The following is a 13,553-nucleotide window of genomic DNA, read 5'->3' on the forward strand; positions in this document are numbered from 1 at the left end:
AGTGGTCGGGTCAGCCGACGTAGACGCTTGCGAGGAGCCCTGCGAGGACTCCGCCGACGAGGGGACCGGCGATCGGCACCCACGCGTAGGCCCAGTCGGACGAGCCCTTGCCCTTGATGGGCAGCAGCGCGTGGGCGATGCGCGGCCCGAGGTCACGCGCGGGGTTGATCGCGTAGCCCGTGGGGCCGCCGAGGCTCGCGCCGATGCCGACGACGACCAGCGCCACGGCCAGCGGGCCGATCTCCGCGGGCGTCTCACCGAACGCGAGCACGAAGAAGATGAGGACGAACGTCGCGACGACCTCGGTGAGGAAGTTCCAGCCGTACGAGCGCAGCTCGGGCCCCGTCGCGAACACGCCCAGCTTGACGGCGGGGTCGGCGTCCTCGTCGAAGTGCTTCTTGTACGCCAGGTACGCCAGCCCGGCGCCGACGGCCGCGCCCAGCATCTGCGCCGTCACGTACAGGACGCCGTTGAGCGCGGTCACCGGGATGCCCGGCGCGAACTCCTCGCGACCGGCCGCCCAGATGCCGATCGTGACGGCGGGATTCAGGTGCGCGCCGGACTTGTACGCCGAGTACACGCCGGCGAACACCGCCAGGCCCCATCCGAAGTTGATCATCAGCCAGCCGCCGCCGAACCCCTTGGTGCGCGGGAGGATGGCGTTGGCCACGACCCCCGCACCCAGCAGGATCAGGATCGCGGTGCCGATGGTCTCCGACCAGAACGCATCACCGATCGTGTAGTCCACTTCAGACCTCTCTCGTCGACGTCGTTGTCACGCGGGTCACCGCCGGTGGGTCGTCGCCACGCTGCGCGCGGCGGCCGGGGGTGCGGGGCGGCGGTGCCCCGCACCCCCGGTGCTCAGGTGCCGGCGGGTCCCGAGGCGCCGCGGCCCGCGGGCGACCCCGGCTTGGTGCCGGGGTCCGCGTCGGGCCCCAGCGGCAGCAGCGGTGCGAGGTCGGGAGCCTCCAGGCGCACGCGCTCGGCGGCGGCGTCGTCCGGCTGGGCCGCCGCGGCCTCCTCGGCCTGCGCCCGGGCGCGGTACGCCTCCACCTCGCGGGCCCGTGTCGCGTCGTCCCAGCCCAGGACGGGCGAGATGAGGTCCGCGATCTCGTCGAGGGCTCCGACGCCCCGGTCCAGCTGCTCGTAGTTGAGGCGCGTGCGGTGCATGAGGACGTCGTCGAGGTGGAGCGCGCCTTCGTGGCTCGCCGCGTAGACGATCTCCGCGCCGATGTACGCCGGTGCGTGCTGCAGCGGCCGCGCGAGCTCGGGCCGCTCGTCGCACAGGTCCGTGAGCTCCTGCAGCAGGGAGCCGTACCGGTGCAGCAGGTGGTCCATGCGCGGACGGTCCCAGCCGTAGCGGGCGCCGATCGCGCGGGCCTGGCGCTGCACGACCTTGAGCCCCTCGGCGCCGACGAGCGGCACGTCCTGCGTGATCGACGGCAGAGTCGTCGCCCGCGAGCCGAGCGCGAAGTCGACCGCGTCCTTCGCCATGACCCGGTACGTCGTGAGCTTGCCGCCCGCGATGACGGTCAGGCCCGGGGTGGGCGAGGCGACGGTGTGCTCGCGCGAGACCTTCGCCGACGACGTCCCCTCCTTGGTGCCCGGCTGCAGCAGCGGCCGCAGGCCGGCCCACGTGCCGATGACGTCCTCGCGGGTCAGCGGGCGGGACAGCACCTGGTTGGCGTGCTCGATCACGTAGTCGATGTCCGCGCTGGTCGCGACGGGGTGCGTGAGCTCCTGCTCCCACGGGGTGTCCGTGGTGCCGATCACCCAGTACCGGGACCACGGGATGATGAACAGCACCGACTTCTCGGTCTGCAGGATCAGGCCCGTGTTGCCCTCGATCCGCTGGCGCGGCACGACGATGTGGATGCCCTTGGACGCCAGCACGCGCAGACCGCCCTCGCTGCCGGCGAGCGACTCCGTCTGCTCGGTCCACACGCCGGTCGCGTTGATGACGTGGCGGGCGCGCACGTCGATGCGCTCGCCGGTCTCGAGGTCGACGATCTCGGCGCCCGTCACGGCGCCGCCGGTGGTCGTCTGCAGGTCGACGACCTGCGTGCGCGACGCGGCGTGCGCGCCGTAGCTGACGGCCGTGCGCACGAGGGTCTCGACGAGCCGCGCGTCGTCGACGCTCGCGTCCCAGTACCGCACCGCGCCGATCGCGGCGTCGTGCCGCAGGTCCGGGAACAGCCGCTCCATGCCCTTGCGCGTCAGGTGCCGGTGGATCGGCATGGCACGCCGGTTGCCGGAGACCGACACGGACGCGAGCGTGTCGTACAGCGCGACGCCCGCACCGACGTACGCCCGCTCCCACACCCGGTTCTCCAGCGGGTACAGGAAGCTCACGGGCTTGACCAGGTGCGGCGCGAGCCGCGTGATGAGCAGGTCGCGCTCGGTCAGGGCCTCGCGGACCAGGTGGAAGTCGAGCATCTGCAGGTAGCGCAGGCCACCGTGCACGAGCTTGCTGGACCGGCTGGAGGTGCCCGAGGCCCAGTCCTGGCCCTCGACGATCGCGGTGGACAGGCCGCGCGTCACCGCGTCGAGCGCGATCCCGGCCCCGGTGACACCACCGCCCACGACCAGCACGTCGAGCTCCTGGCCGACCTCGGAGCTGCGGCGTAACGCCCCCAGGGCGTCCTGGCGTGCCTGCGCGGTCAGCGGTGCGGTCCTCATGGCGGGTCCCTCCGTGGAGCCGTGGCTCGGTGGTCGCGGCTCCCGGCGTGGTGGCCCCCCTCGCTCGCCGGGTGCGTCGCCGCTATCGTCATCACGTCCAGAACGGACGCGCAACTCGTGTGCACGAACGTGCACGACGGCACGACGTCCGGCGGGCACGGAGGGTGGTGCCGCGTGTTCGTCGAGCGGGAGCAGGACGTGCTGCGTGCCGCGTCCATGTACTACCTGCAGGACCTCAAGATGGAGGTCATCGCGCGGCACCTCGGCACGTCCCGGTCGACCGTGTCCCGCCTGCTCAAGCGGGCCCGCGAGACGGGGCTCGTCGAGATCACGCTGCGCCCTTCCAGCACGCGCGCGCCCGGGCTCGGCCGGTCGATCTCCTCCACCTTCGGCATCGACACCTACGTCGTACCCGTGCCCGACTCGGCCGGGTCCGTCGAGCGGCTCGACCAGGTCGCGATGACCGCCGCACGTCTGCTCGCGTCGTGGTTCGACTCCGACATGGTCATGGGCGTCGCCTGGGGCACCACCATCGCCGCCGTCAGCCGGTACCTGGCCCCGAAGCCGACGCGCGGGTCGGCGGTCGTCCAGCTCAACGGCGCCGCGAACATGCGCACGTCCGGCGTCGAGTACGCGTCCGACCTCATCTCGTCCTTCGGGTCCGCCTTCGGCGCGGCCGTGCACCACTTCTCCGTCCCCGCGTTCTTCGACTACCCCGACACGAAGGACGCCATGTGGCGCGAGCGGTCCGTGCGCCGGGTCCTGGACATGCAGCGCCGCGCCGACATCGCGGTGTTCTCCGCGGGCGCCGTCGCCGGCGCCGTCCCGTCGCACGTGTACTCCGCGGGCTACCTCGACGAGGCGGACGTGCGCCGCCTGCACGACGAGGGCGTCGTCGGCGACGTGTGCACGGTGTTCCTGCGCGCCGACGGGTCCTGGGCGGACGTGTCCCTCAACAGCCGGGCGACCGGCCCGACCCCCGACGAGCTGCAGCGGATCCCGCGCCGGGTCTGCGTCGTCGCCGGTGACAACAAGGTCGCCCCGCTGCTCGCGGCCCTGCACGCGCGCGCCGTCACCGACCTCGTGGTCGACGAGGTCACGGCCACCGCCCTGGTCGAGTCGGTCCCCGCCCGCGCCCTGCCACGCCACCGCTGACGGTGGCGCGGCGAGCACGCCGGTGCGCGTCCGTGCGTAGGTTGTGCCCGTGACCTCCCACGCCGCCGTCGACGTCCTGCCTGCCCTGCCCACCGACGTGCGCGCCATCCGCCGGCTCGTCGAGCCCTACGCGAACGAGCGCATCCTGCTCGCCAAGGAGTGGGTGGCGTACTACGAGGCGGTCCAGGAGTTCCTCGTGGCGCGCGCCGCCGGCAGCGACGACGTGGTCGGGTGCGGTGCGCTGCACATCATGTGGGAGGACCTCGCGGAGATCCGCACGCTCGCCGTGGCGCCGGAGCTCCGCGGCCGCGCCGTCGGGCACGCCCTGGTCGACGCGCTCCTCGACCGTGCGCGCGCCCTGGGCCTGCGCCGCGTGTTCTGCCTGACGTTCGAGGTCGACTTCTTCGCGCGCCACGGCTTCCGGGAGATCGAGGGCACGCCCGTGCCCCCGGACGTCTACGCCGAGCTGCTGCGGTCGCACGACGACGGCGTCGCCGAGTTCCTCGACCTCGCGCGCGTGAAGCCGAACACCCTCGGCAACACGCGGATGCTGCTGCACCTGTGAGCCGCCGGCCGCTCTCGCGGCGTCAGTGGGGGAGCCGGTAGGTCGCGGCGTCCGGGTCCGGGGCGTCACCCGGGGCGTCGTCGCGGGCGACCAGGCCGTCGGCGACCAGCGCGTCGAGGCACCGCGCCAGCTGGGTCGCGTCGGGCCACACGGCAGCGACGGCGTCGTGCGGGACCGGCCCGAGGGCGTCGCGCAGCAGTGCCATCACCCGGCCGCGGGCCTGCCGGTCCGTGCCCGTCCACGCCTGCGTCCGCCGCCGGTGGGCGTGCAGGTCGCCCGGGCGGCCCGCGGCGAGCCAGCGGCACCGGTCCGCGACGGGGCACGCGTCGCACCGGGGTGAGCGGGCCGTGCACACCAGGGCGCCGAGCTCCATCGACGCGGCCGACCAGCGGGCCGCCGTGGCGTCGTCGTCCGGCACCCACGCGGCCGCGAGCCGCGTCTCGGCCGCCGTCTGCGCCGGCGCCGGCAGGGCCTCGCCGGCGACGAGCCGCGCCAGGACCCGGCGCACGTTCGTGTCGAGCACCACCGAGCGGCGCCCGAACGCGAAGGCCCGGACCGCGGCCGCCGTGTACGGCCCGACACCCGGCAGCGCGAGGAGGGTGGCCTCGTCGTCCGGCAGCACGCCGCCGTGCCGCTCGACGACCGTCCGCGCGCACTCCTGCAGCCGCAGCGCCCGGCGGGGGTAGCCCAGGCGGTCCCACGCGCGCAGCACGTCGGACGTCGGGGCGGCGGCGAGGTCGCCCGGCGTCGGCCAGCGCTCCAGCCACGCCCGCCACGCCGGCTCGACCCGGACGACCGGCGTCTGCTGCAGCATGACCTCGCTGACCAGCACGCCCCAGGGCGTCCGGTCCGGCGCGCGCCACGGCAGGTCGCGCGCGTGCACGTCGAACCACGCGAGGACGTCGGCCCGCACCACCGCGACGTCCGCCACCCCCCACCCCGCACCCGCGGCCGACGACGCCCTCACGGCCGGCGGGCCGTCCCCGCCGCCCACGCCGCCGAGAGCCGGGCCGCCGGGAGCCGGGCCACCGGCAGCCGGGCCGCCGGGAGCCGGGCCGCCGGCAGCCGGGCCGCCGGCAGCGGGATCGTCGAGGGGCACGCCTCATGGTGCAACCCCCCGCCACCCCGTCCAACTCCACTCACCCGCGAGAGAGCAATCCAGTCCGCCTGCCCCCACCCCCCCGCGAGAGAGCAATCCAGTCCGCCCCACCCCGTGCCCGTGACATGTCAATCCAGCCCTCCCGCGAGAGGGCAGTCCAGCCCGCCCGCCCTCACCCGTGACAGAGCAATCCGGTCCGCCCCACCGCAGGAGGCACCACGCCGCCGGGGTCGACGAACGCCTGCTGCACCCGCCAGAGCGCCTCCGATCCAGCCCGGTCTCGCCCATCGGGGGGCGCGACGCCGGGCGTTTGCCACGTCGGTGCGGTGGCGCTCGATCCGACCGGTCGCCAGGGCTCCACCGACCGCACGCGGGTGAGCGGATGGATCTGGATCGACATGTCGCGGCGAGGGGTGCGACTGGATCGCACTCTCACGGATGGGGGTTGGGCGGGATTGCTCTCTCGCGGGTGGGCTGGATTGCACTCTCACGGGTGGGGGTGGGCTGGACTGGATTGCACTCTCACGGGGGAGGGGTGGGGGACTGCTCTCTCGCGCGGGTGGGGGTGGGCTGGATTGCTCTCTTGCCGGGGGTGGGGGGGTCGTGCGCGTGGCGGGAGGCGTGCGCGGGGGTCGGGCTCGTACCGTGGTCGCACCCGCGGCGATCCGCGGACGCACCCACGGAGGTCACCATGAACGACCGGACGCGCCCGCCGGGCAACGCTCCGCGGCCCGCGCGACCGGCCCCGCGACCGGCCCCGCGACCGCCGGCCCGTGTCTTCTGGGTCCGCCGGCTCGTGGTCCTCGGGATCCCGCTGGTGCTGATCGTCGTGCTGGTGGTCTGGCTGACGGGTCGCGGCGGCGAGGGCACCCCGCAGACCGAGGCGCCGGTGACCCCTCAGGCGGACACGTCGGCACCGTCCGTGGAGCCGGAGGGCGGCGTCCCGGCGTGCGCGCCGGCGCAGCTCGCGCTCGCGGCCACCCCGGGTGCCCAGTCGTTCCCCGCCGGCGTCGACCCGACGTTCGAGATCGCCGTGACCAACTCCGGTCCCGAGCCGTGCCTCGTCGACGCGGGCGACGCTCAGCGCGAGGTGATCATCACGTCGGGCGACGACCGGGTGTGGTCGAGCCGCGACTGCGCCCCGGCCGAGGGTCAGGAGCGCACGCTGCTGCTGGCCGGTGGCCAGTCGGACGTCACGCAGCTCGGCTGGTCGCGCGAGCGGTCGGCGCTGGGGTGCGCCGACGGACTGCCGTCACCCGGCGCCGGCACGTACGCGGTCACGGTCTCGCTGGGCGGCGCCACGTCGCCCGCAGCGGTGTTCGGGCTCGGCTGAGCGGTCGCTCCTCAGACGTAGCGTTCGAGGATGCTCGACTCCGCGAGCCGCGAGAGCCCTTCGCGCACGGACCGGGCGCGCTGCTCCCCGACGCCGTCGACGGCCATGAGGTCGTCGATCGTGGCGGCGAGCAGCTTCTGCAGGCCTCCGAAGTGCCCGACGAGCCGGTCGACGACCGGGCCGGGCAGGCGGGGGACCTTCGACAGCAGGCGGTAGCCGCGGGGGCCGACGGCCGCGTCGAGCTCCTCCCCGCCGCCGGGCAGCCCGAGCACCCGCGCGATGTGGGCGATGTCGAGCAGCTCGGTGGAGTCCAGCTCGGCCAGCGCGTCGGGGACCGTCTCGATGGTGCGACGCGACGTGTCGACGTAGTCGCGGATGACGAGCTCACGCTCCGTGCCCACACCGCCGACGAGCTCGTCGAGCTGCAGCGTGAGCAGGCGGCCGTCGGTCCCGAGCTCGACGACGTAGCCCGCGATCTCATCGGAGATGCGGCGGACCATCTCGAGGCGCTGGACGACCGCCGACACGTCGCGCACCGTGACCAGGTCCTCGATCTCCAGCGCGGACAGCGTGCCGCTGACCTCGTCGAGGCGGGCCTTGTACCGCTCGAGCGTCGCGAGCGCCTGGTTGGCGCGCGACAGGATGGTCGTGGAGTCCTCGAGCACGTACCGCTGCGCGCCGACGTACAGCGCGACGATCCGCATCGACGCCGACACCGAGATGACCGGCAGGCCGGTCTGCTTGGCGACGCGCTCGGCCGTGCGGTGCCGCGTGCCCGACTCGGACGTCTGGATCGACGGGTCGGGGAGCAGCTGCACGGCGGCGCGGACGATGCGGTCGCGCACGGGGTCGATGACCACGGCGCCGTCCATCTTCGCGAGCTCGCGCAGGCGGGTGGCGGAGAACTCGACGTCGAGGACGAAGCCGCCGGAGCACAGCGACTCGACGGTCGGGTCCATGCCGAGGACGATGAGTGCGCCCGTGCGGCCGCGCAGGATCCGCTCGAGTCCGTCACGCAGCTCGGATCCGGGCGCGACAGCGGCGAGCGTCGACCTCAGCAGGTCGTCTTGATGGTGCGGATGCGGCACCGTCGAATCGTATCGGTGGCGTGACGTGTTGTCCGCGACTGTGGTCACGCGTCGCCGGACGGCGCGAGCCCGGCCAGGACGGCGGCCGCGAGGTCGGCCGCCTCGACGACGCGCAGCCCGTCCGGCACGGTGACCTCCTCGAGGGTGCCCGACGGGACGACGGCGCGGGTGCAGCCGAGCCGTGCCGCCTCCGCGAGGCGTCGACCGACGCCCGGGACGGGGCGGATCTCGCCGGCCAGCCCGACCTCCCCGATGGCCACGAGGCCGGCGTGCACGGGCACGTTCTCCCGGCCGCTGACGGCGGCGAGCGCGAGCGCGAGGTCGGCGGCCGGCTCGACGACGCGTGCGCCGCCGACGGTGGAGACGTACACGTCCTGGTCGGCGAGCCGTGCGCCGAGCCTGCGCTGCAGGACCGCCAGCACCATCGCGAGCCGGGTGCCGTCGACGCCGCTGGTCGCGCGGCGGGGGTTCGGCACGACGCTCGGCGCGACGAGGGCCTGCACCTCCGCCGCGAGCGGGCGCCTGCCCTCCAGGGTCACGGTCAGGCAGGTGCCGGGCACGTCGCTGATCAGCCGGGTCATGAAGAGCCCGGACGGGTCGGCCAGGCCGACGATGCCGTGCTCGGACAGGTCGAAGCAGCCGACCTCGTCCGTCGGGCCGTACCTGTTCTTGGTCGCGCGCAGCAGCCGCAGGCGCGAGTGGCGCTCGCCCTCGAACTGGCACACCACGTCCACGAGGTGCTCCAGGGTGCGCGGCCCGGCGACGGAGCCGTCCTTGGTGACGTGCCCGACGAGCACGACCGGCAGGGCGCGCGACTTGGCCGCGGTGATGAGCGAGGCGGTCACCTCGCGCACCTGGGACACGCCACCGGGCGACCCGTCCACCTGCGCGGACGTGAACGTCTGCACCGAGTCGAGCACGAGCAGGTCGGGGTTCACGCTCTCGACGTGCCCGAGCACGGTGCCCAGGTCCGTCTCGGCGGCCAGCAGCAGCGAGGGTGCGAGCGCGTGGATGCGTCCGGCGCGCAGCCGCACCTGCGCCGCCGACTCCTCCCCGGTGACGTACAGGACACGCCGGCCCGTGCGCGCGGCGCGGGCCGCGACGTCCAGCAGCAGCGTGGACTTGCCCACGCCGGGCTCGCCCGCCAGCAGCACGACGGCACCGGGCACCAGGCCACCGCCCAGGACGCGGTCGAGCTCCTCCACGCCCGTCGGCCGTGCGGCGGCCGACTCGACGTCGATCTCGTCGATCGGCCGGGCGGGGTTGCGCGTGGGGGCGACGGCGACGGTGCGCGGCCCACCGGAGCCGGGGCCGGCGTCCTCGACCACCGAGCCCCACTCCTGGCACTCGCCGCAGCGCCCCACCCACTTGGTCGCGGTCCACCCGCACTCGGTGCAGCGGAACCCCGGGCGGTCGGGGGCCCGCTCGCCCCCGGCGCGGGCACGGCGCGTGGTCGTCTGGCTCACGGGACGCACGGTACGTGCCGCCACCGACACCGGCGTCGGGCCGCGCGCGCAGCGCGCATCGACCTGTCCCGCGAAAGGGGTTGTGGAAGGCTGAACGCGCGTTTAGTCTGCTGAACGTGCGATCAGTCGACGACCTCACCGCCCGCGCGCGGATCCGCGACGCGGCGATGCTCCGCTTCGGCCGCGACGGGTTCGGCGTCGGCCTGCGGCAGGTCGCCGCCGACGCCGGCGTGAGCCCCGCGCTCGTGCTGCACCACTTCGGGTCCAAGGACGGCCTGCGCGAGGCCTGCGACCGGTACGTGCACGACGAGCTGCGGGCCGTGAAGTCCGACGCGCTGGACCGTCCGGCGGGCGACGTCATGGCCGAGCTCGCCGGCACGGAGCAGTACGCGCCGCTGGTCGCGTACCTCGTGCGCGTCGTCCTCGACGGCGGGCCCGGGGCGGCGGCGTTCGTCGACGGGCTCGTCGCGGACACGGTCGCCTACCTCGAGCACGGCGAGCGCGCGGGTGCCGTGCGCCCCACGTCCGACCCGCAGGGGCGCGCCCGCTACGTCGTCGCCGGGCAGCTCGGGCTGCTGCTGCTCGCGCAGCTCGAGGCGGCCGCGGGCCGCGCACCGTCGCCGACCACGGACACGGCGGCGGCACTCGCCCACATCACCACCACGTCCATGCAGGCCGGGCTGGAGATCTTCACGCACGGCCTGCTCGCCGACTCGGCCTACCTCGACGCGTGGCGCGCCGGGGAAGGCGCCGTCCCCGCCACCCGGGAGCAGCCATGACGGACGCGATCGCGGTCCAGGGCCTGGTCAAGACGTTCGGCCGCACGCGCGCGCTGGACGGCCTCGACCTGCACGTGCGCACGGGGGAGGTGCACGGCTTCCTCGGGCCCAACGGAGCCGGCAAGTCCACGACGATCCGCGTGCTGCTGGGCCTGCTGCGGGCCGACGGGGGCGAGGCGGTGCTGCTGGGCGGCGACCCGTGGCGCGACCCGGTCGCACTGCACCGCCGCCTCGCGTACGTGCCGGGCGACGTGACGCTGTGGCCGCAGCTGACGGGCGGCGAGACGATCGACCTGCTGGGCCGGCTGCGCGGCGGGCTGGACCCGCACCGCCGTGACGCGCTCGTCGAGCGGTTCGAGCTCGACACACGCGTGCGGGCCCGGGCGTACTCGAAGGGCAACCGGCAGAAGGTCGCGCTGGTCGCGGCGCTCGCGGCCGACGTCGAGCTGCTCCTCATGGACGAGCCGACCTCGGGTCTCGACCCGCTCATGGGTGCGGTGTTCCAGGAGGTCGTGCGCGAGTCCGCCGCACAGGGCCGCACGGTGCTCCTGTCGAGCCACGTGCTCGCCGAGGTCGAGGCGCTCGCGGACCGCGTGACGATCATCCGGCGCGGCCGTGCCGTGAGCACGGGCACGCTGGACGACCTGCGCGGGCTGACGCGCACGACCGTCGTCGCCCGCCTCGCGGACGTCCCCGGGGCGCGCGACGCGCTGACCGCGCTCGACGGCGTGCACCACCTGCGGGCCGACGACGCGCACGTCACGCTCGCCGCGGACGGGGTCGCGCTCGACGCGGTGCTCGCGACCCTGGCCGCGCACGGTGTGCGCTCGGTCGTCGCGCACCCACCGACGCTCGAGGACGTGTTCCTGCGGGAGTACGGCGACGAGCTCGCGACGCTCGGGGTGGGGGAGCGGTGACGACGACGGCGGTGCGGCGCGCGACCGCCGCACGGTCGGGCCCGCGGCGGACGACGCCCCACGGCCCGCTCGCGGGCACGGGCCGGCTGCTGCGGCTGGCGCTGCGCACCGACCGCTGGACGACCGGCATCTGGGCGGTCGCGGTGGCGGGGATGACGCAGGTCTCGGTCGTCGCGCTCGCGGAGCTCTACGCGCCCCCCGGCGAGCGCGAGGCACGTGCCGCGCTCATCGCGTCACCCGCCGCCACGGCGCTCGCGGGCCCGGGCTTCGGGCTCGACGACTACACGCTGGGCGCGATGACGGCCAACGAGCTGGCGCTGTGGCTGATGCTGCCCGTGGGGATCATGGGGGTGCTCGCGGTGTCCCGGCACCTGCGCGCCCCGGAGGAGGACGGGCGGCTCGAGATCGTCCGGTCCCAGCCGGTGGGCCGGGCGGCACCGGTCGTCGCGGGGCTCCTGGCCGCGGCGACGGGTGTGCTCGTCGTCGGTGCGCTGCTGCTCGTCGCGCTGCTCACCACCGACCTCGACCCGGGCGGCTCGGTGCTGATGGTCGCGTCCGTCGTGGTCGTCGCGCTCGTGCTGGCGTCCGCGACGGCGGTGGCCGCGCAGCTGACGACGCACGCCCGGACGTCGAGCGCGATCGGCATGGCGCTGCTCGGGCTCGCGTTCGTGCTGCGCGCGGTCGGCGACGTGCAGGGGCCGCGCAGCACGAGCGTGTGGACGTGGCTGTCGCCGTTCGGCTGGTCGCAGGCGACCGCGCCGTACACGCTCGACCGGTGGTGGCCGCTCGCGGTGGGCGTCGCGGCGGTCGCCGTGAACGTGGGGGTCGCGGCCGTGCTCGTGCGGCGGCGTGACCTGGGCACGGGTCTGCTGCCGGAACGGCTCGGCCCGGCGCGCGGGCGCGTCGGCGGGCTCGTCGGGCTCACGTGGCGCCGCCAGCGCACGTCGGTGCTCGCCTGGGGCGCGGGCGTCGTGGGGACGGGTGCGTTGATCGGGCTGCTGGCGTCGGCGGTCGTCGACTTCGTGGCCGAGGGGTCGGAGCTGGCCGTGATCCTCGGTGACGTCGACGACGCGGTCGCGGCGGCGTTCGGCCTGTACGTGGTGTTCATCGCGGTCGTCGCGGCCGCGTACGTCGGCACCGCGGTCGGCGCGGCGCGCGCCGAGGAGCGCTCCGGCCGCGCCGCCGGGCTCCTCGCGCTGCCGGTGTCGCGCGTGCGCTGGCTGGGCGCGCAGGTCGGTCTCGCGGCCGTCGCCGCGACGGTGATGCTGCTGCTCGCCGGGGTCGTGATGGGGGCGGGCGCGGCCTCCACGCTCGACGACGCGTCACAGGTCGGTCGGTTGCTCGGCGCGGCCGCCGTGACGGTGCCCGGTGTCCTGCTCGTCCTCGGCGTCGCCACCGCCCTGCTCGGCCTGCTGCCGCGGGCGACCGGTGCCGTGTGGCTGTACGTCGCGTACGTCGGGACGGTCGGGCTGTTCGGCGAGCTGCTGCCGGACGGTGTCGACGCGCTGTCCCCGTTCACCCACCTGCCGGCCCTGCCGGCCGCCCCGATGGACTGGCCGCCGGTCCTCGGCGTGACGGCGGTCGCGGCGCTGCTCGTCGTGGCGGGCCTCGCCGGGGTGCGGCGGCGCGACGTGGACGGCTGAGCGCTCGGTAGGCTGCGCGTGGCTCGGCAGCGGCCGACCACGCGACACGAGGAGATTTCGGCGCATGAGCGACACGGGACGACCCGGGCAGCCCGAGTGGGTGCCGGGAGCCACGGCACCCACGCACCGACCGGCCGTGACGCCGCAGGGCGCGCCCGGCCCGTCCGTCGGCGACGACGGTCCCGGCGAGGGTGCACCGGCCGGGCGCCCGCGCTGGCTGCTGCCCGTGATCATCGGCGTGGCGGTGCTCGTCGTCGCCGGCCTCGTCGCCGGCTCCGTCGCGTTCTTCGGTGCCCGCGGCGGGGACGACGCGGCGCCCGCCGAGACCGTCACGCTGCCGGTTCCGACGCCGGCGGTCGCGCCCGTTGGGCGTCCCGCCACCACGGCGTTCGCGTCGGCCCTGCCCGCCTCGGTGCTGCAGTACGCGCTGGCGTCGTCGCAGGACGACGCCGAGTGGCTCGGCGCAGGCGCGCTGGAGGCGTACACCGAGACGTTCACCGACGGTGACGCGGGCACGCTGACGGTCCGCGCCGCCCAGTTCGAGACGGCGCAGGAGGCGGCGACGTTCCTGCAGGGGCTCACCGCCGCGCTGCCCGTCGTCGCGCCGGACACCGGTGCGACGACGTCGACCGAGTCGGCGCAGGCCGACGGGCCCGACCTGCCGCAGACGGGGGAGGTCACCGTCGGCGGCGCGCCCGCTGGGACGTTCACGGTCGTCGACGCGGGCGACGGCACCGGGGTGGCGGTCTGGCAGAACGCCACCGCAGTCTTCCGGCTCACGGCGCCGCTGGCCGACGTGCGCGACGCGTACGCCGCCTACGGGCTGTAG

The 13,553-nt window shown here is 75.3% G+C and carries 12 protein-coding genes; 7 read left to right on the forward strand and 5 right to left on the reverse strand.

Translation table 11 applies throughout. The annotated features are described in order from the left end of the window. Positions 1-10: 10 nt before the first annotated feature. Together NP075_RS02870 and NP075_RS02875 are read right to left on the reverse strand one after the other, a co-directional pair. Positions 11-748: an MIP/aquaporin family protein gene (locus NP075_RS02870; protein ID WP_227566273.1), complete on the reverse strand. Its 738-nt coding sequence runs from the start codon at positions 746-748 to the stop codon at positions 11-13. Positions 749-861: 113 nt separating this feature from the next. Further along, a complete protein-coding gene (locus tag NP075_RS02875) occupies positions 862-2,679 on the reverse strand; it encodes a glycerol-3-phosphate dehydrogenase/oxidase (protein WP_227566272.1) in 1,818 nt (605 codons plus the stop codon). Positions 2,680-2,853: 174 nt separating this feature from the next. Between NP075_RS02875 and NP075_RS02880 the strand changes: the two genes are divergently transcribed. Together NP075_RS02880 and NP075_RS02885 are read left to right on the forward strand one after the other, a co-directional pair. After that, positions 2,854-3,834 (forward strand): sugar-binding transcriptional regulator, encoded by a 981-nt coding sequence (locus tag NP075_RS02880; RefSeq protein ID WP_227566271.1) that lies wholly within the window; start codon positions 2,854-2,856, stop codon positions 3,832-3,834. Between the two features lie 49 nt (positions 3,835-3,883). Then, a complete protein-coding gene (locus NP075_RS02885) occupies positions 3,884-4,399 on the forward strand; it encodes an amino-acid N-acetyltransferase (protein WP_227566270.1) in 516 nt (171 codons plus the stop codon). 22 nt (positions 4,400-4,421) lie between these two features. Here the strand turns inward: NP075_RS02885 and NP075_RS02890 are convergent, their stop codons facing one another. After that, complete coding sequence (locus NP075_RS02890) at positions 4,422-5,330, reverse strand: HhH-GPD family protein (protein WP_227566277.1); 909 nt, start codon at positions 5,328-5,330, stop codon at positions 4,422-4,424. A gap of 859 nt (positions 5,331-6,189) precedes the next feature. Between NP075_RS02890 and NP075_RS02895 the strand changes: the two genes are divergently transcribed. Beyond that, positions 6,190-6,831, forward strand: coding sequence for a hypothetical protein (locus NP075_RS02895; RefSeq protein ID WP_227566269.1), 642 nt, complete (start codon positions 6,190-6,192; stop codon positions 6,829-6,831). A gap of 11 nt (positions 6,832-6,842) precedes the next feature. Here the strand turns inward: NP075_RS02895 and disA are convergent, their stop codons facing one another. Both disA and radA read right to left on the reverse strand, forming a co-directional pair. Next, positions 6,843-7,919 (reverse strand): DNA integrity scanning diadenylate cyclase DisA, encoded by a 1,077-nt coding sequence (gene disA / locus NP075_RS02900; protein ID WP_227566268.1) that lies wholly within the window; start codon positions 7,917-7,919, stop codon positions 6,843-6,845. Between the two features lie 44 nt (positions 7,920-7,963). After that, on the reverse strand, positions 7,964-9,385 hold the full coding sequence (radA, locus tag NP075_RS02905; RefSeq protein WP_227566267.1) for a DNA repair protein RadA: 1,422 nt from the start codon (positions 9,383-9,385) through the stop codon (positions 7,964-7,966). Positions 9,386-9,501: 116 nt separating this feature from the next. Here radA and NP075_RS02910 point away from each other — a divergent pair, with 116 nt between their 5' ends. The 4 genes from NP075_RS02910 (at position 9,502) to NP075_RS02925 (ending at position 13,553) form a co-directional block, all read left to right on the forward strand. Further along, on the forward strand, positions 9,502-10,164 hold the full coding sequence (locus NP075_RS02910; protein WP_227566266.1) for a TetR/AcrR family transcriptional regulator: 663 nt from the start codon (positions 9,502-9,504) through the stop codon (positions 10,162-10,164). Beyond that, positions 10,161-11,081, forward strand: coding sequence for an ABC transporter ATP-binding protein (locus NP075_RS02915; protein ID WP_207340402.1), 921 nt, complete (start codon positions 10,161-10,163; stop codon positions 11,079-11,081). The genes NP075_RS02910 and NP075_RS02915 overlap by 4 nt, the downstream gene beginning before the upstream one ends. Beyond that, positions 11,078-12,724 (forward strand): ABC transporter permease, encoded by a 1,647-nt coding sequence (locus NP075_RS02920; RefSeq protein ID WP_227566265.1) that lies wholly within the window; start codon positions 11,078-11,080, stop codon positions 12,722-12,724. The genes NP075_RS02915 and NP075_RS02920 overlap by 4 nt, the downstream gene beginning before the upstream one ends. A gap of 64 nt (positions 12,725-12,788) precedes the next feature. Next, on the forward strand, positions 12,789-13,553 hold the full coding sequence (locus NP075_RS02925) for a hypothetical protein (RefSeq protein ID WP_227566264.1): 765 nt from the start codon (positions 12,789-12,791) through the stop codon (positions 13,551-13,553).

It is taken from the genome of Cellulomonas wangsupingiae (genome assembly GCF_024508275.1).
Lineage (GTDB): Bacteria > Actinomycetota > Actinomycetes > Actinomycetales > Cellulomonadaceae > Cellulomonas > Cellulomonas wangsupingiae.

Bases quoted from the DNA above. Each gene is read 5' to 3' on its own strand.
- NP075_RS02925 (WP_227566264.1), top strand. From the start codon at position 12,789: ATGAGCGACACGGGACGACCCGGGCAGCCCGAGTGGGTGCCGGGAGCC.
- NP075_RS02895 (WP_227566269.1), top strand. From the start codon at position 6,190: ATGAACGACCGGACGCGCCCGCCGGGCAACGCTCCGCGGCCCGCGCGA.
- NP075_RS02915 (WP_207340402.1), top strand. From the start codon at position 10,161: ATGACGGACGCGATCGCGGTCCAGGGCCTGGTCAAGACGTTCGGCCGC.
- NP075_RS02875 (WP_227566272.1), bottom strand. From the start codon at position 2,679: ATGAGGACCGCACCGCTGACCGCGCAGGCACGCCAGGACGCCCTGGGG.